The sequence below is a fragment of the Rhizobium zaerense genome, from assembly GCF_051810725.1.
GTDB classification, from domain to species: Bacteria; Pseudomonadota; Alphaproteobacteria; order Rhizobiales; family Rhizobiaceae; genus Rhizobium; species Rhizobium leguminosarum_I.
In genome coordinates this window covers 61,755-87,724 of record NZ_JBPWQY020000003.1, presented here as the reverse complement: position 1 = coordinate 87,724, position 25,970 = coordinate 61,755, and the positions used below count along the sequence as shown (strand labels likewise).

At 62.0% G+C, this 25,970-nt stretch carries 20 protein-coding genes and 4 pseudogenes; 11 read left to right on the top strand and 13 right to left on the bottom strand.

Translation table 11 applies throughout. The annotated features are described in order from the left end of the window. Nucleotides 1–54: 54 nt before the first annotated feature. From ACS4RR_RS26815 to ACS4RR_RS26805, 3 genes are read right to left on the bottom strand one after another with little or no spacing between them, the layout of a single operon-like run. On the bottom strand, nucleotides 55–1,182 hold the full coding sequence (locus tag ACS4RR_RS26815; RefSeq protein ID WP_260112135.1) for an acyl-CoA dehydrogenase family protein: 1,128 nt from the start codon (nucleotides 1,180–1,182) through the stop codon (nucleotides 55–57). Next, nucleotides 1,179–2,387: an acetyl-CoA C-acyltransferase gene (locus ACS4RR_RS26810; RefSeq protein ID WP_260112134.1), complete on the bottom strand. Its 1,209-nt coding sequence runs from the start codon at nucleotides 2,385–2,387 to the stop codon at nucleotides 1,179–1,181. The genes ACS4RR_RS26815 and ACS4RR_RS26810 overlap by 4 nt, the downstream gene beginning before the upstream one ends. Nucleotides 2,388–2,410: 23 nt before the next feature. Next, a complete protein-coding gene (locus ACS4RR_RS26805; RefSeq protein ID WP_260112133.1) occupies nucleotides 2,411–3,178 on the bottom strand; it encodes a 3-hydroxyacyl-CoA dehydrogenase in 768 nt (255 codons plus the stop codon). An 82-nt stretch (nucleotides 3,179–3,260) separates the two neighbouring features. Here ACS4RR_RS26805 and ACS4RR_RS26800 point away from each other — a divergent pair, with 82 nt between their 5' ends. From ACS4RR_RS26800 to ACS4RR_RS26775, 6 genes and pseudogenes are all read left to right on the top strand, one after another. Further along, entirely contained in the window at nucleotides 3,261–4,346 is a 1,086-nt protein-coding gene (locus ACS4RR_RS26800; protein WP_260112132.1) for an AraC family transcriptional regulator, read from the top strand. A 43-nt stretch (nucleotides 4,347–4,389) separates the two neighbouring features. Next, a complete protein-coding gene (locus ACS4RR_RS26795) occupies nucleotides 4,390–5,535 on the top strand; it encodes an isovaleryl-CoA dehydrogenase (RefSeq protein WP_260112131.1) in 1,146 nt (381 codons plus the stop codon). Then, nucleotides 5,532–7,143, top strand: a pseudogene (locus ACS4RR_RS26790) (carboxyl transferase domain-containing protein). The gene ACS4RR_RS26795 and the pseudogene ACS4RR_RS26790 overlap by 4 nt, the downstream one beginning before the upstream one ends. 7 nt (nucleotides 7,144–7,150) lie before the next feature. After that, nucleotides 7,151–9,016 carry an acetyl/propionyl/methylcrotonyl-CoA carboxylase subunit alpha gene (locus ACS4RR_RS26785; RefSeq protein WP_260299779.1) on the top strand — a complete coding sequence of 622 codons (1,866 nt, stop codon included), beginning with the start codon at nucleotides 7,151–7,153 and terminating at the stop codon, nucleotides 9,014–9,016. Continuing rightward, a complete protein-coding gene (locus tag ACS4RR_RS26780) occupies nucleotides 9,016–9,468 on the top strand; it encodes a MaoC family dehydratase (protein ID WP_260112128.1) in 453 nt (150 codons plus the stop codon). The genes ACS4RR_RS26785 and ACS4RR_RS26780 overlap by 1 nt, the downstream gene beginning before the upstream one ends. Next, nucleotides 9,465–10,301: an HpcH/HpaI aldolase/citrate lyase family protein gene (locus ACS4RR_RS26775; protein WP_260112127.1), complete on the top strand. Its 837-nt coding sequence runs from the start codon at nucleotides 9,465–9,467 to the stop codon at nucleotides 10,299–10,301. Before ACS4RR_RS26780 ends, ACS4RR_RS26775 begins: the two co-directional genes overlap by 4 nt. 60 nt (nucleotides 10,302–10,361) lie before the next feature. Here the strand turns inward: ACS4RR_RS26775 and ACS4RR_RS26770 are convergent. Next, nucleotides 10,362–10,554: pseudogene (locus ACS4RR_RS26770) on the bottom strand (efflux transporter outer membrane subunit); the annotation flags it as partial. 11 nt (nucleotides 10,555–10,565) lie between these two features. On the opposite strand from ACS4RR_RS26770, the pseudogene ACS4RR_RS26765 reads away from it, so the two are divergent. Continuing rightward, nucleotides 10,566–10,757 (top strand): annotated as a pseudogene (locus tag ACS4RR_RS26765) (hypothetical protein); the annotation flags it as partial. Here the strand turns inward: ACS4RR_RS26765 and ACS4RR_RS26760 are convergent. Both ACS4RR_RS26760 and ACS4RR_RS26755 read right to left on the bottom strand, forming a co-directional pair. Then, nucleotides 10,694–11,434, bottom strand: coding sequence for a hypothetical protein (locus tag ACS4RR_RS26760; RefSeq protein ID WP_456190435.1), 741 nt, complete (start codon nucleotides 11,432–11,434; stop codon nucleotides 10,694–10,696). The pseudogene ACS4RR_RS26765 and the gene ACS4RR_RS26760 sit on opposite strands and share 64 nt — an antisense overlap. 258 nt (nucleotides 11,435–11,692) lie before the next feature. After that, nucleotides 11,693–12,835 carry a M24 family metallopeptidase gene (locus tag ACS4RR_RS26755; RefSeq protein WP_456190434.1) on the bottom strand — a complete coding sequence of 381 codons (1,143 nt, stop codon included), beginning with the start codon at nucleotides 12,833–12,835 and terminating at the stop codon, nucleotides 11,693–11,695. 149 nt (nucleotides 12,836–12,984) lie between these two features. Here ACS4RR_RS26755 and ACS4RR_RS26750 point away from each other — a divergent pair. Then, nucleotides 12,985–13,140: pseudogene (locus ACS4RR_RS26750) on the top strand (alpha/beta fold hydrolase); the annotation flags it as partial. Nucleotides 13,141–13,169: 29 nt separating this feature from the next. Here the strand turns inward: ACS4RR_RS26750 and ACS4RR_RS26745 are convergent. After that, entirely contained in the window at nucleotides 13,170–13,874 is a 705-nt protein-coding gene (locus tag ACS4RR_RS26745) for a GntR family transcriptional regulator (protein WP_017968568.1), read from the bottom strand. 150 nt (nucleotides 13,875–14,024) lie between these two features. Between ACS4RR_RS26745 and ACS4RR_RS26740 the strand changes: the two genes are divergently transcribed. Continuing rightward, nucleotides 14,025–14,936, top strand: a complete 912-nt coding sequence (locus ACS4RR_RS26740; protein WP_260112124.1) for a dihydrodipicolinate synthase family protein — start codon at nucleotides 14,025–14,027, stop codon at nucleotides 14,934–14,936. A gap of 49 nt (nucleotides 14,937–14,985) precedes the next feature. On the opposite strand, the gene ACS4RR_RS26735 is transcribed toward ACS4RR_RS26740, so the two are convergent. The 5 genes from ACS4RR_RS26735 to ACS4RR_RS26715 all read right to left on the bottom strand — a co-directional run bounded on the left by ACS4RR_RS26735 (nucleotide 14,986) and on the right by ACS4RR_RS26715 (nucleotide 21,190). Further along, nucleotides 14,986–16,086, bottom strand: a complete 1,101-nt coding sequence (locus ACS4RR_RS26735) for an ABC transporter ATP-binding protein (RefSeq protein ID WP_456190433.1) — start codon at nucleotides 16,084–16,086, stop codon at nucleotides 14,986–14,988. Between the two features lie 9 nt (nucleotides 16,087–16,095). After that, complete coding sequence (locus tag ACS4RR_RS26730; RefSeq protein WP_260299778.1) at nucleotides 16,096–18,039, bottom strand: glycoside hydrolase family 127 protein; 1,944 nt, start codon at nucleotides 18,037–18,039, stop codon at nucleotides 16,096–16,098. Nucleotides 18,040–18,066: 27 nt separating this feature from the next. Continuing rightward, nucleotides 18,067–18,936, bottom strand: coding sequence for a carbohydrate ABC transporter permease (locus ACS4RR_RS26725; RefSeq protein ID WP_260112122.1), 870 nt, complete (start codon nucleotides 18,934–18,936; stop codon nucleotides 18,067–18,069). After that, entirely contained in the window at nucleotides 18,936–19,859 is a 924-nt protein-coding gene (locus ACS4RR_RS26720; protein ID WP_260112121.1) for a carbohydrate ABC transporter permease, read from the bottom strand. The genes ACS4RR_RS26725 and ACS4RR_RS26720 overlap by 1 nt, the downstream gene beginning before the upstream one ends. Before the next feature lie 83 nt (nucleotides 19,860–19,942). After that, entirely contained in the window at nucleotides 19,943–21,190 is a 1,248-nt protein-coding gene (locus ACS4RR_RS26715; RefSeq protein ID WP_260112120.1) for an ABC transporter substrate-binding protein, read from the bottom strand. Between the two features lie 179 nt (nucleotides 21,191–21,369). Here ACS4RR_RS26715 and ACS4RR_RS26710 point away from each other — a divergent pair, with 179 nt between their 5' ends. Next, nucleotides 21,370–22,386: a LacI family DNA-binding transcriptional regulator gene (locus tag ACS4RR_RS26710; RefSeq protein WP_222384976.1), complete on the top strand. Its 1,017-nt coding sequence runs from the start codon at nucleotides 21,370–21,372 to the stop codon at nucleotides 22,384–22,386. A gap of 42 nt (nucleotides 22,387–22,428) precedes the next feature. Here ACS4RR_RS26710 and ACS4RR_RS26705 read toward each other — a convergent pair whose 3' ends face one another. Further along, nucleotides 22,429–23,487, bottom strand: coding sequence for a LacI family DNA-binding transcriptional regulator (locus ACS4RR_RS26705; protein WP_162117492.1), 1,059 nt, complete (start codon nucleotides 23,485–23,487; stop codon nucleotides 22,429–22,431). A 139-nt stretch (nucleotides 23,488–23,626) separates the two neighbouring features. Here ACS4RR_RS26705 and ACS4RR_RS26700 point away from each other — a divergent pair, with 139 nt between their 5' ends. After that, a complete protein-coding gene (locus tag ACS4RR_RS26700; RefSeq protein WP_260112119.1) occupies nucleotides 23,627–25,948 on the top strand; it encodes a family 78 glycoside hydrolase catalytic domain in 2,322 nt (773 codons plus the stop codon). Nucleotides 25,949–25,970: the final 22 nt, after the last annotated feature.

Here is a 25,970-nt window from a genome sequence, read left to right as displayed (position 1 = left end):
CCTCCCTTTGCCGGCCTTGCCCCTCTCCTCCGGAAGCAGGGCCGGATGTGGTGCTTAGAGATTGCGGGCGATCACCATGCGCTGCACGTCGCTCGTTCCTTCATAGATCTGGCAGATGCGCACATCGCGGTAGATGCGCTCGACCGGATAATCGGCCATGTAGCCATAACCGCCATGGATCTGGATCGCATCGGAGCAGACGCGCTCGGCCATCTCAGAGGCGAAGAGCTTCGCCATCGATGCTTCCGACAGGCAGGGCAGCCCCGCCTCCCGAAGAGACGCTGCGTGAAAGACGAGCTGCCGCGCCGCCTCGATCCGCACCGCCATATCGGCAAGGCGGAAGGCAACGGCCTGATGCTCGACGATCGGCTTGCCGAAGGCGATGCGCTCTCGGGCGTAGTCGAGCGCCGCCTCGAAGGCCGCCCGCGCCATGCCGACGGCCTGCGCCGCAATGCCGATCCGCCCGCCCTCGAGATTGGCGAGCGCGATGCGATAGCCCTCGCCTTCCGCACCGAGCCTCAGCTCGGCCGGGATGCGCATGCTGTTGAAGGCGATCTGGCAGGTGTCGGTGGAATGCAACCCGAGCTTTTCCTCGACCCGGATCACCTCGTAGCCCGGCGTATCCGTCGGCACGATAAAGGCGGTGATGCCCTTCTTGCCGACATCGGGATCGGTGACGGCAAAGACGATGATGATATTACCGTTCTTTCCCGAGGTGATGAATTGCTTGGAGCCGTCGAGCACGTAGTGATCACTGTTACGCCGCGCCCGGGTCTTCAGGTTGGAGGCATCGGAACCGGCCTGCGGCTCGGTCAGCGCAAAGCCGCCAATCCATTCGCCACTGGCCAGTTTCGGCAGGAAGCGCTGCCGCTGCTCCTCGGTACCGAATTTCAGGATCGGCACGCAGCCGACCGAACTATGCACGCTCATGATCGTCGAACACGGCCCGTCGCCGGCGGCAATCTCCTCGAGTGCCGCGGCATAGGCAATCACGCCCGTATCCGACCCGCCATAGGCCTCCGGCACCAGCATGCCGAGCAGCCCGAGCTCGCCCATTTCCTTCAATTCCTCGCGTGGGAAGAGATGCTCCCGGTCGCGTTTGGCGGCCCCCGGGGCCAGCCGGTCGCGGGCAAAGTCGCGGGCGAGATCTGAGATCTGCTGCTGAAGGTCGGAAAGGATCATCTGTTCCGCCCTCCCCGCTCGTGCCGCTCGATGGCGACAGCCGTCGCCTCGCCGCCGCCGATGCAGAGCGCGGCCATGCCGCGCTTCAAGTCGTATCGCTCCAGCGCCGCAAGCAGCGTCACCAGAATCCGGGCTCCCGATGCGCCGATCGGATGGCCGAGCGCGCAGGCGCCGCCATGCACGTTCACTTTTTCATGCGGGAGGTGGAGATCGCGCATCGCCGCCATGGCGACGACGGCGAAAGCCTCGTTGATTTCGAACAGATCGACCTCCGACAGCGGCAAGCCGGTGCGATCGGACAGCTTCTGCAGCGCGCCGATCGGCGCGGTGGCGAAAAGATTAGGTGCCTGCGAATGGGTAGCATGGCCGAGGATGGTGGCAAGCGGCTTCAGGCCGCGATGCTCCGCCTCGGAGCGGCGCATCAGCACCAGCGCTGCCGCGCCATCGGAAATCGAGCTGGAATTGGCGGCGGTCACCGTGCCGCCCTCGCGGAAGGCGGGCTTCAGCGTTGGGATCTTGTCGAGCTTCGCCTTTCCGGGCTGTTCGTCGCGGCTCGCCACCTGCTCGGCTTTACCGGATTTTATCGTGACCGGCGCGATTTCGCTGTCGAAACAGCCTTCGGCAATCGCCTTCTGCGCCCGCGTCAGCGAGGCGATGGCGTAACTATCCTGCGCCTCGCGTGTGAACTGATAGGCCTCGGCGCAATCCTCCGCGAAGCTGCCCATCAAGCGTCCCTTGTCATAAGCATCCTCCAGCCCGTCGAGGAACATGTGATCCACGACACGCCCATGGCCGAGCCTGTAGCCGCCACGGGCCTTGCCAAGGAGATAGGGCGCATTGGTCATGCTTTCCATGCCGCCCGCGACAGCCAGGGAGGAGCTGCCGGCGGCGATCAGGTCATGCGCTATCATCACCGCCTTCATGCCCGAGCCGCACATCTTGTTGACGGTGCTGGCCGCGGTCGCGAAAGGCAGGCCGGCATGGATCGCCGCCTGACGCGCCGGCGCCTGTCCCTGGCCGGCCGGCAGCACGCAGCCGAAGACGACCTCCTCGATCGCTTCGGCCGCAACGCCACTACGCTGCAGCGCCGCTCGGATCGCGGTTGCTCCGAGTTCCGGCGCAGTCGCATCCTTCAGCTCTCCCTGAAAGCTGCCGATCGGGGTGCGCGCCGCGCCGACGATAACGATGGGGTCTTGCAGAACCATTTTTCCTCCTCTGGGCAACGCGCTCAGCGCGCGCCCATCCGTAATGCGCCGTCGAGGCGGATGACCTCGCCGTTCAGCATGTTGTTTTCCAAGATATGGCGCACCAGCCCGGCAAATTCCGCAGGCCGGCCGAGCCGTGGTGGAAAGGGCACGCTCTTGCCGAGTGCTGCCTGAACCTCGGCTGGCATGTCAGCCATCATCGGTGTCTCGAAAATGCCCGGCGCGATCGACACGACCCGAATGCCGTGACGGGCAAGCTCGCGGGCGATCGGCAAGGTCATCGCCGCCACCCCGCCCTTGGAGGCGGCATAGGCTGCCTGACCGATCTGACCATCGAAGGCGGCAACCGAGGCCGTATTGATGATGACGCCGCGTTCGCCTTCCGCATCCGGCTCGGTCGTCTGGATCGCTGCGGCGGCCAGCCGGATCATGTTGAACGTGCCGATGAGATTGATGCCGACCGTGCGCGCAAAACTCTCCAGCCGGTGCGGTCCGTCGCGGCCGATCACCTTTTCGGCCGGCGCCACGCCCGCGCAATTGACCAATCCGCGCAGGCTGCCGAAGGCTTCGACGGCAGCGGCAACCACCGCGGCCCCCTCCTCGCCATCGGTCACATCGGCCTTGACGAAGCAGGCATCGCTTCCGAATTCCCGGGCGATTTCTTCGCCCGCTTGCATATTGAGATCGGCAATCGTCACACGCCCGCCAGCCTCCACAAGCGCGCGCACTGTTGCCGCACCCAAGCCGGAGCCGCCGCCGGTCACGATGAAACTTGCTCCACGGATCAGCATGAATGTCTTCCTCCCTGCCGACTGCGCCCCCTCCAGGCGCAACCGACGGATACGATTCTATTCGCTCCACCTATTGCAAGCGATGACAGAACTGCTTCATTATTTCGGCCAGTTTTGCCATAGCGAGGATAGAATGGCCGAGATCGAGCGACGCATGATCGCGCCAGCCTTCGTGGAAGAGGCACTCGACAGCCTGCGGCGGCTCGGCAAGCCGACGGCGCCGGTCCTTGCCCGGGTCGGCCTGGCGTCCCCGGTCGATCAGCCGGTTTCGGCAGAGACCTATGGCGCGCTCTGGCTGGCGATCGCCGCCAAGCTGGACGATGAATTCTTCGGCATGGGCGCACGGCCGATGCGCAGCGGCAGCTTCACGCTGCTCTGCCACTCTGTTCTGCATGCGCCGACACTGGGTCATGCGCTCCGCCGGGCGCTACGCTTCCTCGATGTTGTGCTCGACGATCCCCGGGGACGGCTCGTCATCCGCGAAGGGCTGGCCGAGATCGAACTCAGCGACGCCGGCGGCCCACGTTCAGCCTTCGCCTACCGCACCTACTGGATCATCCTGCACGGCATCATCTGCTGGCTGGTCGGCCGGCGCATTCCGATCCGCCTCGTCGATTTCCGCTGCGCCGAGCCCAAACAAGGGGCCGACTACCGGCTCTTCTTCGGCGCCCCGGTGCGTTTCTCTCAAGCCATCAGCCGGCTCGGCTTCGACAGCGCCTTGCTCGACCTGCCGATCTCACGCAGTGAACAGGCCTTGAAGCAATTCTTGCGCGGCGCACCCGCCAATATTCTGGTGCGCTACCGCTATGATGCCGGCATCGCCGCCGCCGTCCGCCGCCGCCTGAGCCAGGCCACACCGGCTGCGTGGTCGAGCTTCGCCAAGCTTGCCGCCGATATGCGCATACCGCCCTCCACGCTCCGCCACCGCCTGCGCGACGAGGGACAAAGCTATGCCGCCATCAAGGACGACATCCGCCGCGACCTCGCCGTCGAACTGCTGCTGAACACACCCAAGACCATCGGTGAGATTGCCGTGCAGCTCGGCTATTCCGAGCCGAGCGCCTTCTTCCGGGCCTTCCGGAAATGGGCGGGCAAGAGCCCGGAGGGCTTTCGGCGGGAGGAAGCCCTCTCGCAATTGTATGAGCCATCGCATTCAAGAGCACTTTGAACCCGCCGCAACCCGCGCTACATATTTCAGCGGGAGGAGTGCCATGTTTGATTTTTCGCTCGGCGAAACCGCGGACGCGATCCGTGACACGACGGCGCGGTTTGCCGCCGATCATATTGCTCCGCTGGCTGCGGAGATCGACGAAAGCAACACGTTTCCGCGCCAGCTCTGGCCCGAGATGGGTGCACTCGGCCTGCATGGGATCACCGTCGAGGAAGAATTCGGCGGCGCCGGTCTTGGTTATCTCGATCATGTCGTCGCCATGGAAGAGGTTTCGCGCGCCTCGGCCTCCGTGGGGCTCAGTTACGGCGCCCATTCCAATCTCTGCGTCAACCAGATCCGCCGCTGGGCTTCGCCGGAGCAGAAGCGCCGCTATCTACCGAAGCTGATCTCTGGCGAACATGTCGGCTCACTCGCCATGTCGGAAGCCGGCGCCGGTTCCGATGTCGTTTCCATGCGATTGCGCGCCGAGAAAAAGGGCGACCACTATATCCTGAACGGCACCAAGTTCTGGATCACCAATGCGCCGCATGCCGATGTGCTTGTTGTCTATGCCAAGACCGATCCAGCAGCCGGCCCGAAAGGCATTTCCGCCTTGATCATCGAAAAGGGCCTGCCCGGTTTCAGCGTCTCGAAAAAACTCTCCAAGCTCGGCATGCGCGGCAGCGATACGGCCGAACTGGTCTTTGAGGATTGCGCGGTGCCGGCGGAGGCGCTGATGGGCCGGGAGGGAGAAGGCGTGAAGATCCTGATGTCCGGTCTTGATTACGAGCGCGCCGTGCTTGCCGGCGGGCCGCTCGGCATCATGCAGGCCTGCCTCGATGTCGTGCTGCCCTATGTGCGCGATCGCAAGCAGTTCGGCAAGCCGATCGGCGATTTCCAGCTGATGCAGGCCAAGATCGCCGACATGTATGTCGCGCTGAATTCGGCGCGCGCCTATGTCTATGCCGTCGCCCGCGCCTGCGATGCCGGCCGCACTACACGCACCGATGCCGCCGCCGCGATCCTTTTTGCCAGCGAAAATGCCGTGAAGGTCTCGCTGGAGGCGATCCAGGCGCTCGGTGGCGCCGGCTATACCAAGGAATGGCCGGTCGAGCGCTTTTTGCGCGACGCCAAGCTTTACGATATCGGCGCCGGCACCAATGAGATCCGCCGCTACCTGATCGGCCGGGAGCTCATTGCGTCATGACGGTGATTTCGACTGCGATCGACCGCGACAGCGAGAGCTTCAAGGCCAATGCCGGCAAGAACAAGGCCCTCATCGACGAGCTCTATGAGCGCTCAGCAAAGGCGCGCGAGGGCGGATCGCAAACGGCGCGCGAGCGCCATACGAGCAAGGGCAAGCTGCTGCCGCGCGACCGCATCCAGCTTTTGCTCGATGCCGGCAGCCCGTTCCTGGAGATCGGCACGCTGGCCGCCAATGGCATGTATGATGACGAGGCGCCAGGCGCCGGCATCATTATCGGCATCGGCCGCGTTTCCGGCCGCGAAGTAATGATCGTCGCTAATGACGCCACGGTGAAGGGCGGCGCCTATTTCCCGATGACGGTGAAGAAACATCTGCGGGCGCAGGAGATCGCGCTGCAGAACCGCCTGCCTTGCATCTACCTCGTCGACAGCGGCGGCGCCAATCTTCCGCATCAGGCCGAGGTCTTTCCCGACCGCGATCATTTCGGCGCGATCTTCTACAACCAAGCGCAGATGTCGGCCGAGGGAATCCCACAGATCGCCTGCGTGATGGGAAGCTGCACCGCCGGCGGTGCCTACGTGCCCGCCATGTCCGACGAAACGGTCATCGTGCGCAATCAGGGCACGATCTTCCTCGCCGGCCCGCCTTTGGTGAAGGCCGCGACCGGCGAGATCATTTCGGCCGAAGAGCTCGGCGGCGCCGAAACCCATGGCCGCCGCTCTGGCGTCGTCGATCATGTCGCCGAAAACGACGAACATGCGCTGCTGCTCGTCCGTGATATCGCAAGCACTCTCAACAGCGTGAAGGCCATTGATATCGACCTCAAGCAGCCACGACCGCCGAAACTCGATCCCGAGGATCTCTGCGGCCTGATCCCGGAGAATGTTCGCTCGCCCTATGATGTGCGCGAGGTCATTGGCCGGATCGTCGATGGCTCGGAACTGCATGAGTTCAAGCCGCTCTACGGCGCCACGCTGATCTGCGGCTTCGCCCGCGTCTGGGGCATGCCGCGTCGCCGTCATCGCCAATAACGGCGTGCTGTTTTCCGAAAGCGCACTGAAGGGCGCGCATTTCATCGAGCTAGCTTGCCAGCGCCGCATACCTTTGCTGTTTCTGCAGAATATCTCCGGCTTCATGGTCGGCGGCCGCTATGAGGCCGGCGGCATCGCCAAGGATGGGGCAAAGCTGGTGACGGCGGTTGCGACCGCGAGCGTGCCGAAGGTCACGGTCATCATCGGCGGCAGCTTCGGCGCCGGCAATTACGGCATGTGCGGCCGCGCCTATCGCCCGCGCTTCCTCTTCACCTGGCCGAACAGCCGCATCAGCGTGATGGGCGGCGAACAGGCGGCCTCAGTGCTCGCCACGATCCGTCGAGACTCCATGGAGGCGCGCGGTGAGAATTGGCCTGTTGAAGAGGAGGAAGCCTTCAAGGCGCCGATCCGCGCCGGCTACGAGGCGGAGGGCAATCCCTATTATGCCACGGCTCGCCTCTGGGACGACGGCATCATCGATCCGCGCCAGACGCGCGATGTGCTGGGCCTTGCCTTTTCCGCCTGCCTGAATGCGCCGATCCCGAAAGGCCCGCGCTTCGGCCTGTTCAGGATGTGAGGCGCCAATGATGGAAAGTCTTCTCATTGCCAACAGGGGCGAAATCGCCCGCCGCATCATCCGCTCGGCCAAGATGCTCGGCATCCGCACCATCGCCGTCTATTCCGAAGCCGATGCCGGCCTGCCTTTCGTAAGGGAGGCCGACGAGGCGATCGCCATCGGCCCCTCGCCGGCCCGCGAAAGCTATCTCTCGCAGGAACGCATCCTCGAGGCCGCCCGGAAAACCGGCGCTGCGGCGATCCATCCCGGCTACGGTTTCCTTTCGGAAAATGCCGGATTTGCCGAAGCGGTGGAAAAGGCCGGTATCCTCTGGGTCGGCGCACCGCCCGCCGCCATCCGGGCGATGGGGCTCAAGGATGCGGCCAAGGAATTGATGCAGGCAGCCGGCGTGCCCGTGACCCCCGGCTATATTGGCGCGGACCAGAGCAAAGAAAGGCTGGCGGCCGAGGCGGATACCATCGGTTATCCCGTGCTCATCAAGGCCGTCGCCGGTGGCGGCGGCAAGGGCATGCGTCGCGTCGAACGCCCGCAGGATTTCGCCGAACGTCTCGCCTCCTGCCGCCGTGAGGCGGCCGCCGCCTTCGGCGACGACCGCGTGTTGATCGAACGCTATATCGCCAATCCGCGTCATATCGAGGTTCAGGTTTTCGCCGATACGCTCGGCAATTGCGTTCATCTTTTCGAACGCGATTGTTCGCTGCAGCGCCGCCACCAGAAGGTCATCGAGGAAGCCCCTGCCCCCGGCCTCGATGCCGCAACCCGGGCAGTGATCTGCGATGCGGCGGTGAAAGCCGCAAGAGCAGTGAATTATGTCGGCGCCGGCACCATCGAATTCATTGCCGATGCCTCGGAAGGCCTTCGCGAAGATCGCATCTGGTTCATGGAGATGAACACTCGCCTGCAGGTCGAGCACCCGGTCACCGAGGCAATTAGTGGCGAGGATCTGGTGCTCTGGCAGTTGAAGGTCGCTAGCGGCGAGCCGCTGCCGAAAAGCCAGGACGAAATCGCCATGAACGGCTGGGCCTTCGAAGCCCGCCTCTATGCCGAAAATCCTGCCGCCGGCTATCTGCCCTCGACCGGCTGGCTCGAACATCTCAGCCTGCCAGAAACAATCCGCGTCGATAGCGGCGTCGAGCAAGGGGATGAGATCACCGCCTTCTACGATCCGATGATTGCCAAGGTCATTGCCCATGGGCCGAACCGCGAGGCCGCACTTTCGAAGCTCGCAGCCGCCTGCGCAGGTATCGAGGTCTGGCCGGTCAAATCCAATGCCGGCTTGCTTGCCCGCATCGCCGTCGATCCGGATTTTCGCGCAGCTCGGATCGATACCGGCTTTCTCGACCGCCATGGCGATAGCCTGGTGGCGACGGAGCCGAGCGAAATCGCGATCGACACCGCGGCCACTGTGCTTTCAAGAAATACGGATGGTGATCCCTGGTCCGCGCTTGCCGGGTTCCGCATCGCCGGCGCGGATGACAAGAGGGTGCGCATCCGTATCGGCGAGCACCTCCTTTGGGGGCAATCACGTCGGGAGCTTGAGGCAAATGCCGTCACGATCGGTGAAACGATGGCGCTTTTCGACGCCGGCAATGCCTGGCCGATCAGCCTGCCTGTGGCAAGTGAAGTCGAGGCAAGTCAGGGTGCCGGCGATGGCGCGATTCTGTCACCCATGCCCGGCCTCGTCATTTCGGTGGATGTGGCCGACGGCGATCGTGTCGCCAAGGGGGACCGCCTGCTGACAGTCGAAGCGATGAAAATGGAACATTCTCTACGTGCGCCCTTCGACGGCATCGTCGAAAAGCTGCAGGTTTCCTCGGGGATCAGGGTCTCGGAAAACCAGCTGGTCGTCAGCATTGTGAAGGAGCAGGATTGATGGCCGGCCGTTATTTCGACGAGTGGACGGTCGGCGACCGCATCGCCCACGACATCCGCCGCACGGTCACCGAGACCGACAATCTGCTGTTCACGACGCTTTCCCACAATCCGCAGCCGCTGCATCTCGATGCCGATTATGCCACAGGCACCGAATTTGGCCGGATCGTCGTCAACGGCACCTTCACCTTTGCCCTCACCGTTGGCCTTTCGGTCGGCGACACCACGCTCGGCACGCTCGTCGCCAACCTCGGCTATGACAAGGTGACGATGCCGAAACCGGTCTTCATCGGCGATACGCTGCGGGTGGAAACTGAGGTGATGGAGCTGCGTCGCTCGAACTCCCGCCCCAATGCCGGCATCGTCACCTTCCGGCATATCACCCTGAACCAGCGCGGCGAGACCGTCTGCCAATGCCTGCGCATGGCGATGCTGAAGGTGAAGTCGTCATGAGGCTGCGCTCGCTGCTCTTTGCGCCCGGCGACCGGCCGGAGCGTTTCGAAAAAGCGCTCGCCTCAGGCGCCGATGCCGTCATTCTCGACCTGGAAGATTCGGTTGCGCCCTCAAACAAGGCGAAAGCGCGCGAGAGCGTGCACGAGTTCGTCCTGCATCATGCCGGCGAGACCCCTCTCCTGATCCGCATCAATCCCCTCGCCTCGCCAGAATTCGAAGACGACCTTACCGCTTTGAGCGGCCTTCATCCTTTCGCGATCGTGCTGCCAAAGGCCGAGGGTGCCGCTTCGGTGCTGAAGCTCGCAGGCTCTCTTGCATCTGCAATTCCCATCCTGCCGATCGCAACCGAAACGCCATCCGCGATCTTCGAGATCGGCAGCTACCGGGATGTCGCGAGCAGCCTCTGCGGCTTGACCTGGGGTGCTGAGGATCTATCTGCCGCGATAGGGGCTACGACCGCGCGCAGGACGGATGGCCGTTACACGCCGCCTTACGAGCTTGCCCGCTCGCTCACGCTGTTCGCAGCCCATGCCGCCGCCGTTGCGGCAGTCGACACCGTCTATCCAGATTTCCACGATGTGGGCGGTCTCAGGGCCTATGTCGGCCGCGCCCGGCGCGACGGCTTTTCCGGCATGATGGCCATCCATCCGAGCCAGGTCGAAACGATCAATCACGCCTTCACGCCGGATCCGTCCGAGATCGCCTGGGCGGAGAAAGTCGCCGCCGCCTTCGCCGCCAGGCCCGACGCGGGCGTCATCCAGCTCGACGGACGCATGCTGGACCTGCCGCATCTCAAGCTTGCCCTCCGCATCCTGGAGACAGCAGGCCGATAGCCAGCGAGCCGCTCGCTTGACTGTCTTCGGCCAATTAGTCTGACTTCGCCGTTGGCTCGGGGCGTCGATATAGCTTTCGACCAGGTCTTTCAGGAAGGTGAGCTTTGCATTGTCAGCCGTTGCATAGGCGGCCCCCCAGCGAGGCAATCGCACTCTCCTTGGAGCGACGGTATTGGGCGAAGAAGTCGAGCAGCCAGAAAAGGCTGGCCTCGCCGCCTGTCGTGTTCGTGGTGCCGATGGTCATACGCTGCGAATACCTTGTGAGCGAGCACCCAGTTCTCCGTCGGCGAAGATCAACTGACATTCGTCCTGCCGGTGCGCCGAGCTCAGATCGTGGTCCCTGTCATCGAGCTCAAGCTCAAGCCAGGGAGCGCGGCTGGCATTCAGAGGGCTCAGGGATTGGCTCCGGTGGTCCCTACAAAGAACTGGTTGAGTTGCTTCATCTCCAGCGCATGAGCGCGCTTTCTAAGAGCGACTGCCTGTTTGAGCGTCGCTAGCTCATCCGTTATGTCAATGAGATGAGCCTCGGCGACGAGCATCTCTGCTTCGATCCTTCCCTGCTCTCTCAATTGCCAGACGTCCCGGATGCGGAATTGAACGATTATCGTGCCGAAAAGCGCCACGAGCGCGGAGGTCGCCATTGGGAGCCATTGGGGGATAACCGTGCTATAAGCCGAAAATAATGAAGAGAGGCCGCTCAGAACGATGATCCCCAATGTGAGAAAATTCCAGAGATACTGACTCACCCTGGAGGATCGCGCATACCAGTTTCGATGCGTCCGCAGGTCACGCAAAGCCTGCCTTTTGATCTCGACCATATCCGATGGGAGCATCTTTTCTGCTCTCTCTTGATCGATCTCCCGTCTTGCCGCCAGAATTACGTTGATGATAGCGATAGTTATCCCGAAGGTAATCATGAACCAGGCGATGTAGTGCAAAGGGACGTCATCGAGAATGACGTTTGGAAAAAACTCGGGTTTAAAAAATTCAATTAAAGTGCCAAGCGATACCAAGAATACAGAAAAGACAACCACTGCTATCGAAAGCATCGCCGCCATATTTCTATATCTGCCATTCAGTGTCAGTTTCCGAAGTTGGGCCGAGTCATCCTCATCCTTTCTGAGCAGGTCCATCGTCCTATCCTCGAGACTGTAGATTAACCACAGTCAACCTTGTAGCACGTCAGAAAGCAAGTAACGTTTGTGACGAATTACTTGATAGATCGAATTGCAGGCTACCCGCGATCCGGTCGATATGTCCGATGCCGCGAAACGGCCCCCGCCATATCGCCAACGTTCAGGCTCGGGTAGCCTCCGCCAGCGGTCGGTCGAGATCGCGGGCAATATATTCCTGGATCTGCCGGACGAGAGCGGGCAGGAGATGGTGCCCGCTCAGGAGAATTGCTCGGTCGGTCCCGCCGCCGGATTGGTCAGCCAGCATGGTCCCTCGGCGGTCATGTACATATGGTCTTCCAGCCGAATCCCGAATTTCCCGGGGAAGACGATCATCGGTTCGTTGGAAAAACACATGCCGGCGGCAAGCGGCGCGTCGTTGCCTCGAACGATATAGGGTTCCTCATGGATCTCGAGCCCGAGGCCATGACCGGCGCGATGCGGCAAACCTGGCAGGCGATAGTCGGGGCCAAGGGAGTGTTTGGCAAGCACCTTACGGGCCGCATCGTCGAGGCTCGAGCAGGCGGCACCGATCCGGGCTGCGTCGAAGACGGCCTGTTGCGCCTCGCGCTCGATCCACCAGGCCCGTTCGAACGCACTTTCGCCGCCCTCCAGCATATAGGTCCTGGTGATATCGGAATGATAACCGTCGATCCGGCAGCCGGTATCGATGAGAATGACGTCGTCACGACCAAGGACCTGATCGCCGTCGGCGCCATGCGGAAGCGAGGTCGCCGCGCCGAAGGAAACGATGCAGAATGTCGAGCCGGCATCGGCGCCGGCCTGGCGATGCTGCCGGTCGACGAAATCGACCACCTCGGATGATTTGATGCCCGGCTTCAAGAGGCCATGCGCTTGCCTGTGTACGTCAAGCGTCAGGTCCATCGCATACTGAATGAGGGCAATCTCCGCGGCCGATTTGATGCAACGCAGGTCGCGGATCAGCCGCCCGCCATCGGCAAGCCTCGCCGCGCCCATCTCCGCTGCCAATGCATGATAGAAGAAAAGCGGCAAACCATCGTCGAGGGCAAGTCTGCCGCCCTGGGCAACAAGGCGGGCGATGAGAGCGGCGCTGCTCTCCTCCTCTTCCCAGACCAGGATTTCCCCCGGCAGATGCGGCAGCGTTTCGACACGGCTGCGCTCGAACCCTGGAACGATGTAGGATATGGCCGCGGGCGTGACGAGCGCGCCGAGGAACCTCTCGCTCGGATGCCAGACCAGCCCCGTGAAGTAATGCAGGCTTTCGGTCGGCCCAAGAAGCACCGCAGCCAATCCTTCGGCTTCGACCATTGTGCGAAGCCTGGCGAGGCGGTTCTGCCGTTCGTCCTCAGTGATGCGGGGTACGGGGTGCTGCCACGACATGTTGTTTTCCTGCTTTTCTTGCGCTTCCAGATCGATGAAACCCTCGCCTTGCAGCGGGGATCTTGAACCGACACTAATGCCGCTGTAGGCAATATGTCGACATGAAAAATGAGGAGATGACGATGGCGGCCGAATACACCTGACCGGGCATGCTGATACGTGCCGGGCTTTCGCTCGAAACAGCCCGCCACGTCGCCAACGTGGTGACCAACGAATTCGAGCATGACGGTGTTTGCCAGTCGGCGGCTGTCCTGCGCCGGATGATGACCTTGGTCAGGGAGCAAGGCGGCCCCCTCGCCTCCTGAGGCTCCAACGGTTCATTGCTCTCGTCGCGTCAGGACATGCTGATCGCCACCGGCCGGTCGAGGTCGCGGGCGATATATTCCTGGATCTGGCGGACGATCTGCCCGGCGTGGGCGATCGCCAGCCGGTCGGCCCGCTCGACGTCACCGGCCTCGATCGCGGCGATGATCTCCTCGTGTTCGTCGACATACTGGCGCGGCAGACGGTCGTCGAATGTCGAGTAGTAAAGGCGCAGGATACGGCGGCCCTCGTCGAGCAGCCTGGCGAAGAAGGCCGTGTAATAGGAATTGCCGGCAAGTTCGGCGATCGCGACGTGAAATTCGCGGTTCGCCTCGATCATCGCATAGGCATCGCGCGCGGCAACGGCTTCGGCGAAGTCCTTCTGATGCCGGCGGACGGTCTTCATGATTTCGCCGTTTCGCCGTTGCGCCGCGCCGCGCGTCGTCACCCGGTACATCAGCGTCAGCGCTTCGAAATAGGTGGGCAGGCTTGCGAAATCGATCGTCGCAACGATCGTGTTCCTGTTCGGCAGCGTCGTGACGAGCCCGTCGGCAGCGAGCCGCAACAGCGCCTCGCGAATGGGAGTCCGCGACATCCGGAAACGTTCCGACAGCCGCACCTCGTCGAGCGGACTGCCGGGTTCCAGCGCCATCGACAGGATTTCCTGCCTGAGCGTCACATAGACGCTCTGCGTGCCAGAGCCGCGCACCCGCACATTTTCCGCGTCGTTCCGCATTTGTCCGCCCTCTTTCGTTAGAGCCTTGTATTTCGTTTTGGCCGATTCTCGCAATGTCGGTCTTCGGGGGCTTCAAATTTGTAAGCTCACATCATTGAATCTTGTCGACAGTTTGTATATAAGGCAACTAGTTTCAACGAGGCTCGATCAATGACCACAGGATGGAAGGGCGTATTTCCCGCCGTAACGACACAGTTCAACGATGATCTTTCCGTTGATTTGCCCTCGACCCAGCGCGTCCAGGACGCGCTTGTAAAGGATGGCGTCAACGGGCTGATCGTCATGGGCACATGTGGCGAGAACAATTCGCTGGACCCCGAGGAGAAGCGCACGATCCTGAAAGCTGCCGTCGAGGTCGTCAATGGCCGCGTTCCCGTGGTGACGGGCGTGTCCGAATTCGACACGCGCCGCGCCGTCGCCTACGTCCGCGACGCCGAAAAGCTCGGCGCCGACGGCCTGATGCTGCTGCCGGCCATGGTTTATGTGCCGAAGCCCGAAGAGCTGATCGCGCATTTCCGCACCGTCGCCGAAGCGACCTCGCTGCCGATCATGCTGTACAACAATCCGCCGGCCTACCGCGTCAATATCGGCGCCGATGTGCTGAAGGTGCTTGCCGACGTGCCGAACATCAAGGCGGTCAAGGAAAGTGCGCCGGATCCGCGCCGCTTCACCGATCTCATCAATGAATTCGGCGATCGTTTCGATATCTTTGCCGGTCTCGACGACGTCGCGCTCGAAGGCCTGATGCTCGGCGCCAAGGGCTGGGTCTCGGGCTTGACCAGCGCCTTCCCGGAGGAATCCGTGCAGCTCGTTGCCGCCACCGAACGCGGCGACTGGGAAGAGGCCCGCAAGATCTATCGCTGGTTCATGCCGCTTCTGCACCTCGATGCCGAACACGATCTCGTGCAGTCGATCAAGCTTGCCGAGCAGATCATGGGCCGCGGCTCCGAGCGCGTCCGCCTGCCGCGCCTGCCGCTTTCGGGCGCCCGCCGCGCCGAAGTCACCGCCATGGTAGAGAAGGCCGCTGCCACGCGTCCTTCGAAGATCCGTCAGGCTGCCTGATCAACGAGGCCGGCAACCCCGCGGTTGCCGGCCTTTCCGTGTTTGCTGTTCAGGCAAGCGCCAGCGACCGGCCGGTCGCCGGATCGAACAGATGCATCTGGTTCATGTTGAACGAGAGCGGCATCGTCGACATCGGCCTCGGCCCGCTCTCGGGATCGATGCAGGCGCAAAGACTTGCCTCGCCGATCGCGAAATAGACCATAGTCTCCGGCCCGAGAGGCTCCACAAGATCAATCTTGGCTTCGATGTCGGCATAACCAGGACGGGCCTGGCGGTCGGTGATCGATTCCGGCCGGATCCCGAACACCACTGGTTTGCCGGCATTGCTGGCATAATCGCCGGCGCGCGCTCCCGGCACGGCAAGCTCGCTGCCGTCAGTCAGTTTGACGACGAGACCCTTCTCTCCTGATAGCAGCGTCGCGGACAGGAAATTCATCGACGGCGAGCCGATGAAGCCGGCGACGAACTGGCTGACGGGACGATGATAGAGCGCCTGCGGCGGCCCCGCCTGCTCGATGATGCCGCCATTCATCACCACGACACGATCCGCCATGGTCATCGCCTCGACCTGGTCGTGGGTGACGTAGACGGTCGTCGTCGGCAACAGCTGGTGCAGCCGCTTGATCTCCGTGCGCATCTGCACGCGAAGCTTGGCATCGAGGTTGGACAACGGCTCGTCGAAGAGAAAGACTTTCGGGTTCCGCACGATCGCGCGGCCCATCGCGACGCGCTGACGCTGGCCGCCCGAAAGCTGGCCCGGGCGCCGGCCGAGCAACTCGCTGATATGCAGGGTTTCCGCCGCCCTGATGATACGCGCGTCGATCTCGCTCTTGGCGAGCTTCTGCTGCTCCAGGCAGAACGAAATATTCTCCCGCACCGTCATGTGCGGATAGAGCGCGTAGTTCTGAAAGACCATGGCGATGTCACGTTTGCCCGGGCCGAGCCGGTTGACGACCTGGTCGCCGATGACGATCTCGCCGCCGGTGATGTGTTCGAGACCCGCAATCATGCGCAATGTCGTCGATTTTCCGCATCCCGACGGGCCTACGAAAACGACGAATTCATTGTCTTCGATGTCAAGGCTGATGCCGCGGACGGCCTCGTAGATGCCATAGGATTTAACGATGCTCTTGAGTTCCAGCCGCGCCATGGTTTTCTCCTAGACCTCCTGCAACCAGATCGCCATCGCTCCGGGCTCGCGATTGGCCCAGAGGTGATAGGGGATCGCCGTGAAGGGCCGCTCCTTCAGCGCGGAGGGCGCGGTGCGATAGAGTGCATTCTGCCAATCGGCTATATCGGCTTCGAGCGCGGTGCCTTCGAGGACGGTCGCTCCGCCGAGAAGCGCGGCATCGTAACGGGCAGAAATTTCCTCAGATGCCGGCAGGCGGAGCCGCTGCGGCTCGCCGCCGAGATCCGTCTCCTCGATGCAATAGACGACAGGCCCGCGCCGCAGCGCGACGCGTCCGCCGTCTTCGGAGACGGCAGGATGCGCGTAGATGCGCTCGACCGGCATCGAGAAGCCGATGCGGACCTCGTCACCATTCTGCCATTCCCTTGATATTGCGGCATAACCCTTCGTCACGCATTGATCGAGATCGACGGCAACGCCGTTGACCGAGATCTGCGCCTGCCTGCACCATCCGGGGATGCGAAGACGAAGCTGAAACCGGCTTGGCCGCTCGACGGCGAACCGCAGGCTGATGTCGCCATCCCAGGGATATTGCGTCTCCTGGACCAGGCGCACGAAGCTGTCGCCGACTATGAGATCTGCGCAATTGGTGCCGTAGAGATGGACGGCGAGCTCATGATCATCAGTCGAATAGAAATATTGGCCGAGCGACGTGATGAAACGGGCAATGTTGGTCGGGCAGCAGGGGCAGTAATGCCATTTCCACCGACGGTGCTGCCCGTGGGTTTCAAGGACGTTCTCATAGAAATAATGTTCACCGTCGCGTGAGATGCCGGAAAGCGCGCCGTTGTAGAGCACCGTTTCCAGCCTGTCCGTGAACTTGCCGTCGAGATCGATCTGCGCCATGCGATGGCTCCAGAAGCCGAGCGCGACGGCTGCGCATGTCTCGGCATAGGCCGTCTCGTTCGGCAGGTCGAATTCCCGGGTGAACCCTTCATTGGATGCCGAGGGGCCAAGGCCGCCGGTCACGTAGAGCTGGCGGCCGACCAGGTTGTCGAAGAGCCGGTCGCAGGCCTCCTTCAATGTCGGATCGTCGTTCTCACGGGAGAGATCCGCCATCGCAGAAAAGAGGTACATGGCGCGAACCGCGTGTCCGACGACCTGGTGCTGGTCGCGCACCGGCATATGGGCCTGGCTATAGGCATATGTCTTGTAGACGTAATCGTCCGGGTTCTCGCCGCGCCTGCGAGCCTCCTCGTCGTAATACGAGGGCATCCGGCCGCGTTCGTCGACGAAATAGGTCGCAAGCTTCAGATGCCGCGGATCGCGCGTCACACGGTAGAGTTTGACCAGCGCCAACTCGATTTCCTCATGGGCATCGTAACCCCTGAGCTTTCCGGGCTCGGCACCGAAGGTTTCCATGATATGGTCGACTGCGCGGATCATCACGTCGAGGAAACGGCGCTTTCCCGTCGCCTCGTAGTAGGCGACGGCCCCTTCCAGCAAGTGGCCCATCGAATACATCTCGTGCAGGTCGCGCAGATTGGTCCAGCGCCTGTCCGGCTCGCGGCGAATGAACCAGCTGTTGACGTAGCCATCGGCCATCTGCCCTTTTTCGAGCTTTTCGACGATAGCATCGATCTTCGCCTCAAGCGCAGCATTCGGGTGAGCCTTCAGCGTGTAACTTGCGGCCTCGATCCATTTGCCGAAATCGGAATCGAAGAAATGCTGCATCGACAGTCCGCTCGGCTGGATCGGGCGCACCAGCGGCCCGGCCGGCTTGTCAAAATCGAGCACCTCGAGGAAGCCCTCCTCTTCCAGCCGCTTGTGCTGTGTCGGGATGGTGACGTTGCGAACCGTCTCCGTCCAGCTCTGCCAGAAACCGCCATCAAATACGACACCGGAATGGTCGGCAGGCCTGTATCGCTGCCGTCCCGCAGCGCGTGCCGGTTGAAAGCGAGGTGAGCTGGTCATGAGGACTCCTGAGCGGGACGAGCGCTGTTACTTCACGGCGCCGGCCGTCAGGCCGCGCACGTAATATCGTTGCAAGAGAAGGAAAAGCAGGATGCAGGGGACCATGGTCACGGCTATGCCGGCCTGAAGCGCGCCCCAGTCGATGATGCCATAGATGCCCGACGAAACATTCACCAGCATGATCGGCAGCGTGAACTTGTTCTGATCGGACAGAAAGATGAGGGCAGCGAGGAATTCGTTCCAGGAATTCAGGAAGGCGAACATCGCAACGGTGGCGACACCGGGAAGCGCGATCGGCAGCATGATCCGGCGCAGGATCGTCGCCTGCGACGCGGCGTCTATCCGCGCCGCTTCGATCAGCGCCTTCGGCACTGCATCGAAGGCGTTGCGCATCATGAAGACGGAAAAAGGAAGCTGGAAGGTCACGTAGATCAGCACCAGCCCGAGAAGGCTGTTCTGCAGCCGGAAGACTTTCAGGATCAGGAAAAGCGGCGTCAGGATCGACTGGAACGGGATCATCATCGTTGCCATGATCAGCACGAAGAGCAGCGACTGGCCGGGAAAGCGGAATTTCGAAAAGCCGTATCCCGCCGGCACCGCGACGAGCACTGTCAGGATCACCGTTCCGGCCGCGATCAGCACCGAATTGGCGGCATAGACGTACCAGCCGGCGCCGACATGCTCGAGGCGGCGGTAGTTCTCGAGCGAGAATGCCTTCGAGAAAAGCGCTGCCGGATCGGCAAGTGCTGCGGCCGCGGGCTTGAAGGAATTGGCAAAGGACCAGACGATCGGCATCACGAAGAAGATGGCAAAGACGCATGCCGTCAGAACGAAAGCGAGATAACCGAGCCGCTCGCTCGCCGGCTTCGCTGCGAGATTGTGGTTGAGCCGTTCCATCAACCCTCCTCCGGCCGCTGGCGCAGCAGGACGAACTGGATCGCGCTGATCGCCACCAGGACGACGAGCAGGGCAAAGGAGATCGCCGAGCCATAACCGAGACGATAGGATGAAAACGAGGCGAGATAGATCGAGAAGACCGCGGAGATCGTGCTGTTCTCAGGGCCGCCCTGAGTGATGATGAAGAACTGATCGAAGGCCAGCATCGATGAAGTGACGTTGAGGACGAGCGCCAGCACCACCGAGTTCCTCATCAAAGGCAGCGTGATCCGGCGAAACCGGCCCCAGACGCTGGCGCCGTCGATCCTGGCGGCTTCGATGACGTCGTTCGATATGCTCTGAAGGCCGGTCAGGAGAATGATCATCGTGAAGCCCGCTGTTTTCCAGACGACCATCAGGATGACGACGCCGAGTGCTGGCCAGAAACTTTCGAGCGGCCTCGGCGCGCTGTCGATGATGCCCGCGCTGCGCAACAACTGCGCAAAGACGCCGCTATCGGGATTGAGCAGCCACATCCACAATGTCGAGGCCGCCCCGAAGCCGATGACAACAGGCATGAAATAGATCGTGCGGAAAAAGCCGGCGATCCGCAGCGGCCGGTCGACGAGCAGCGCCAGGGGAAAGGCCACCAGGAAGATCGCAGCCGTGACGAGCACCGTGTAGAGCAGCGTGAAACCTAGGGAATGCCAGAGCTGGGTGTCGCTGATCAGTTCGGCATAGTTGGAAAGGCCTATGAACTTCGTCCGGCCGAGAAGCGGCCAATTGTAGAAGCTCATCCAGACCGTCATGACAAGCGGCACGAGGAAGAGCACGACGATGAACAGCAAGCCCGGCAGGATGAAGGCAAGGCCGAGCCAACCCTTCGGCTCGGGCTCTCCGGCTGCGACTGCGCGCCTCCGGTTGCGAAGTGTCGAGGATATCACCGCAACTCCTCCTTCCGTTTGAACGTCGAGATGTGAAGGAAACGGCAGGACATCCACAGATACCCTGCCGAAGCCCATCGGGCTCAGTTCGGATTGGTGCGTTCGAGGATGCGGGTGAAGTCGGCCTGCGTTTTAGCGATCGTTCCGTCGACGTCGTCGCCGAAGATCGTGCCCTGGATCAGATTGAGGAAGGGACCGGTGCGGCTGACGAAGAGTTCATCGGACGAAAAAGTGTAGGGCGTGCGCGCCTTGGCGAGGATATCGTAGGCAACGAGATTGCGCGGGTCGAATTTCGCATAGGCTTCCGCGGCGAGGTCGGTGCGCGACGGCATGCCCGATTCCTGGGTGATATAGACCTGCTGCTCGGGCTGCATGTAGAAATTGACGAAGTCGAGCGCGACCTTCTTCTTCTCGCCGCTGATGCCCTTTATCAGGGACAGCGTGTCGCCGCCGGCAAAGCTCGATGCACCACCCTCCGGCCCCGGGATCGGCGCAACGGCGAACTTCACGTCGGGATATTTGCTGGTCAGCAGATTGACGATGTAGGAGCCGGTCATCAGGATGCCGACCTTGCCCGAGGCGAAGGCCTCGACGGCATTGTTGCCATTGCCCGACCGCGAGGTCGGATGGATCGCACCAGCCCTCCACATATCGCGATAGGCGGCGATGGTCTCGCGCAGCGCCGGCGTATCGACGGTGGCGCTACGGCCATCATCGCTCAGCACATCGGCATTGGCGGCCCAAAGATGCGGCAGGAAGTCGTAGATCAGCCAGCTTCCCGAATTCGCCACGAAATAGAAGCCGTAGGTCTCGTTGCCGAGCGCGGCGATCTTCTTGGCGTCCGTGGCAATCTCTTCCATCGATGCCGGCGCCTTGTTGGGGTCGAGGCCGGCCTTGGTGAAGAGATCGGTATTGTAGGCGATGATCGAGGCATCCGGCAGTGCCGGCACGCCGTAGATCTTGCCGTCATAGGTGGCAAGACGGATGTGGGACGGGCTCATGGCGGAGGAATAAGGCAAGCCCTTCACGAAGTCGGAGATATCCTCGAGACCATCCGCCGCGGCAAAGGTCGGGAGATAGATCAGGTCGAGCACGGCGCCGTCGGGAGCCGCGCTGCCGGCAATTGCCGCACCCAGCTTCGGCACCATCTGCTCGGCTGTTATCTGGGTGACGTTGACCTTGTCGGAGTGCGATGCGTTGTATTTGTCGGCCAGTCCCTGAAGGACGGCGCCGGAGGACGTGCGCACCCATAGGGTGATTTCTTCGGCGCTGGCGAGAGAAGAGCTTGCCAGCAGCGCAAGAGCAGTGATCGTTGTTTTCAGTCGAAGCATGCTTGTTCCCCTTTTTCTCGTTCAGGCCTCAGGCCTTCGGACGAAACGGACGTTAAATCAGAATTTTTTTGGTGTCGACAGTCTGTGTGCATAAATCTGGCATGCGATTGATAAAACCTTTTAACAGCACGATTTTTTCTGCTAAAAGCTTTTAGCATGAATTGAAGACGAGGCGTGGTTTGAAGAATACCGGTGATCGGAGACGGACGATCTACGACGTGGCGAAGGCTGCGGGCGTCAGCATTTCGACGGCGTCGAACGCGCTGAACGGCACCGGCCGGACGAATGCGGAGACGCGCGAACGGGTCCGGCGCGTGGCAGAGGAGATCGGGTTTCGGCCCAATGCACTCGCCCGTGGGTTGCTGAGCAAGCGAAGCCATGCGATCGGCATGCTGACCAACGACACCTATGGCAGACTGACGCTGCCGATGGCGGCCGGGGTGTCGGAAGTGCTCGTCGATCACGGCGTGTCCGTCTTCCTCTGCGCCACGAACAATGATCCGAGGCTCGCCCAGCTGCACCTGGAGGCGCTTCTCGACAGGCAGGTCGACGGCATCATATTCACCGCGACGCGCCTTGACCTCGAGCCGCCGGTCCAGTTGTCCCGCTTGCCGATACCCGTCGTCTACGTCTTTGCCGAGGGACCGGCCGACAGCGTCACCTTCTTTCCGGACGACGAACAGGGCGCGCGCCTCGCCGTCGACCATCTCAAGGAACTGGGCCGGTCGCGGATCCTGCACATCACCGGCCCGCGGGATTACCTAGCCGCTCGCATCCGCGCCCAATCCTATCTCGACGCCTGTGGCGGCGGTGCCGAACCGATGTTCGGCGAGTGGTCGGAGGAATGGGGTCACGAAGCCGTCCAGACGGTGTTTGCCCGGCCCGGCGCAAAGCCCGACGCCATCTTCTGCGGCAGTGACGAGATCGCCCGCGGCGTCATCGACGCGCTGCGCGACCTCAATGTGGAGATTCCCACGGATGTCGCCGTGGTCGGGTTCGACAATTGGGAGGTCGTCGCACGGCAAACGCGCCCGCCGCTGACCACCATCGACATGGAGTTGAAGGAACTGGGCCATCGCGCCGGCCTGGCAATTCTCAGCCTCTCCAAGGGTGAACCGGTCCCTGCCGGCATCACCAGATTGCCGTGTCGCCTGGTCGTGCGGCAGTCTTGCGGCAGCCCCCTTCAATCCGACTGAAAACGACGGCAAGCAACACAGGCAAGCCGGCCGCCGTCGCTATTATCTGTCCGTGGAATTGCCAGGACGGGTCAGGCTGTTGCGGCTGACCAGCGACGGTATCTGGAAAATATGCTCGGAAGCGGTACGGCCTTCTATTCTGGAAATGAGGGCCCGGGTAGCGATCTGGCCGAGCTCCCTGCCCGACTGGTCGATGCTTGCGAGATTGACGAGGCCAAGTGCTGCGGTCGACGAATTGTCGTATCCGATGACGGCGAGGTCTTCGGGCACGCGCACCCCCATCTCCATAGCCAAGCTCAGAAGGGTGATCGCGTCGAGATCGCTCCAGCAGAACACGGCGCGCGGTCTATCCTTCCTCGATAGGAACCTTCGCATCGCCTCTTCCCGTTTTGGCGAAGCAATCGGAATTTTGCCGATCGCTGGCGAGGAGCCGAGCCCGCCACGCTGCATCGCACGGCGGAACCCGATCTCACGCTGGCGGACGACAGAGACCGCGTGCCCCTGGCGCTCGCCAAGGCTGAGCATTTCGATGTCGCGATAGCCGCAGGCTAAAAGCGCTTCCACGGCGATCTCCGCGCCGCGCTGATCGTCGGCATTGACGGTATCGAAGGCCGTGGCGCTGGCATCGTGGTAGCCGACCGCGACGATCGGTATCTGGACTGCGAACTTCGCCAGAATCTCCGAGGGCAAACGCGGCGCAACAAGGATAAGGCCGTCCATCTTGTAGTCGATCATCGACTCGATCAACGACGTCTCCAACTGCACGCGCGCATCGCTGACGCCGATCATCGCCTGGTAATGCGAAGGTCCAAGCACCTCGTTCACGCCGGCAATCACCTCCGGAAGGAAGGGATTGCGGATATCGATCAGGAGCACTCCGATGGTGAAACTCCGGCCACGCAGCCCGCGTGCCGCCCGCGAGGGGCGATAGGCGAGTGCCTCGATGGCATCAATCACCCTTGCGCGCAGCGCATCGCTGACGCCATAGGCATTTCGCATCACCTTGGAAACCGCTGCGACCGATACGCCTGCGTGAGTTGCCACGGTCCGGATCGTCACGCGATCGTTTCGTTGCGGCTTTTGTTTGTCTTCGATTGGCATGAAATCTCTGGCTTGCTGCGGGTCGTCAACATCGTCCGCAGAACCACCATGGCAGACTGGCAACGAAAATTCTATTGCGCTTCCGAAGAAAATGTAGAACGTTATATGGAGAACGTTCTACATCTGTCGGGAGGACTTGATGAACTTTCAGCCGGCAGCCATCGGCGGCAACCTCGTTTCGCGTGCCTGGTCGGGGGAAATGATCGCGCCACTATCGGATGGCGGTCAGGGAACGGCCGCAAGCTTCGTCTCCAAGACTTTCGAACATGACGGCGCCAAGCTTCCCGTCGAGCTCTTTATCTCCGCACTTGGCCTCTACCGCTGCTTCATCAACGGCGTTCGTGTCGGCAACGACCTGTTGACCCCGGGCTGGACGAACTACGACGATCGCCTTGCCTATCAGCGATATGACGTCTCGAACCTGTTCAAGCCGGGCCTCAACCGGATCGAGATCTGGCTTGCCGACGGATGGTACCGGTCGCCTTTGATGTGGGGCGCCCAGGCAATCCCAAATTGCTGGGGCGACAGGATCGGCGCCATTGCCGATCTGATCGGATCGGATGGCACCGTTCTTTCCACCGACACCACATGGCGAAGCGGTATTCTGCCGATCCTGAAGTCGGGGATCTACTTCGGCGAAATCTACGATGCCCGCCACGAAAACTACTTGGAGAGCCACGGCACCGAACGATTGCCATTCGACAGGGAACTGCTCGTCGCGCATGAAACGGCTGCCGTGCGCGAGTTGCGGCCACTCGCCCCGGTCGACAGCTGGACCGACGATGAGGGCAGGACGGTCTACGATTTCGGCCAGAATTCCGGCGGCTATGTCAGATATACAGTCCGCGGCACCGCCGGCGCCGAAATTCGGGTGGAGCATTCGGAGGTACTCGGCCCCGATCGTCATTTCGACAATCGCAACTATCGCACGGCCACCGCGCACACTGTCTACACGCTGCGGGGAGACGGCGATGAAACCTACGCACCGCATTTCACCTTCCACGGCTTCCGCTATGCCAGGGTAACGATCAAGGGCGATGCGAAGATCCTTGCAATCGCGTCCATCCCGATCTCGTCGGTGCCCGAGCCCGCCGGCGGTTTCACCTCGGGCAATACACTGGTCAATCGCCTCGTCGAGAATACCATCTGGTCGCAGCGCGCCAATTTCGTCGAAGTACCGACCGATTGCCCGCAACGCGACGAGCGCTTGGGCTGGACGGGCGACGCCCAGGTCTTTGCCGCAACCGCATGCTGGCTGAGCGACAGCCAATTCTTCCTGAGGAAGTATCTGCGGGATGTGATGGCCGATCAACGCGAGGATGGCGCCGTCTCACATTTTTCGCCGGATCCGACGCGTCTGCATCCGGCCAATTTCCCGGGCTATGCCGGTTCGACTGGCTGGGGCGACGCGATCGTCGTGATTCCTTGGGTACTCTACACGCATTACGGCGACCGGGCCGTCCTGTCGGAGTGCCTGGATTCCATGGTGCGCTGGGTCGATTTCGTCTGGTCGATCTCGGACGGTCCGCTCGTGCGTCCGCCCTCGCATTGGGGGGCCCGAGGTTTCACTTTCGGCGACTGGCTGCAACCGGTCGGCGACAATCGAAAGCCTCGTCCGACGATCGCCGACGATTGCGCGGCGACGCTCTACCACTTCATCTCGACCGACCTTCTGGCAAGGATCGCAGCCATTCTCGGCGAGCATGCGCTTGAAGAGAAGATGAAACAGCGCGCAAGCGAGATCCGGCGGGCATTCACCAACGAGTTCATCACGCCGGCGGGACGGCTCGCGCATAATGACCAGACGTCCTATGCCTTGGCCTTCCTCCACGACCTGATACCGGCGGAGCACACGCAAGCCGCACAGCAGCATTTCCGGCAGGTGATCATCGATGCAGACTACAAGATCGGCACCGGCTTCATCGGCACGCCCGCCCTGCTGCCGGCGCTGACGAAGCTCGGCATGGACGATCTGGCCGAAAAGGTCTTCCTGCAGGAGGATGTGCCGGGCTGGCTCTACCAGGTCTCGAAGGGAGCGACGACGATCTGGGAGCGCTGGGATTCCATGGCGCCTGACGGCACCATCTACGAACCCGACATGAACAGCTACAACCACTATGCCTATGGCGCGGTCTGTCAGTGGCTGTTCGAAAGCGTCGCCGGAATTTCGCCGAGCCCGAGCGCGCCCGGATTTACCGAGGTGATCGTCGATCCGGCGCCGATTCCGTCCCTTTCGCCGGTTTCGGCCCATCATGATAGCAGCCAGGGGCGCATAGAGGCCGGCTGGCAATGCGACGGCAACAAGATCACCTATGTGCTGACGCTTCCGAAAGGCTGCATCGGCCGGTTCCGACCTGGAAAACGGCATCAAAACCCGTCGCTCAATGGAGAACCTGTCGTCGCGGAAGCCATTCTTCCCCCCGGGACACACCAGCTGGTCTTTTCCCTACCCAATTCTTGAGGAGCATACACGTCGCATCGTT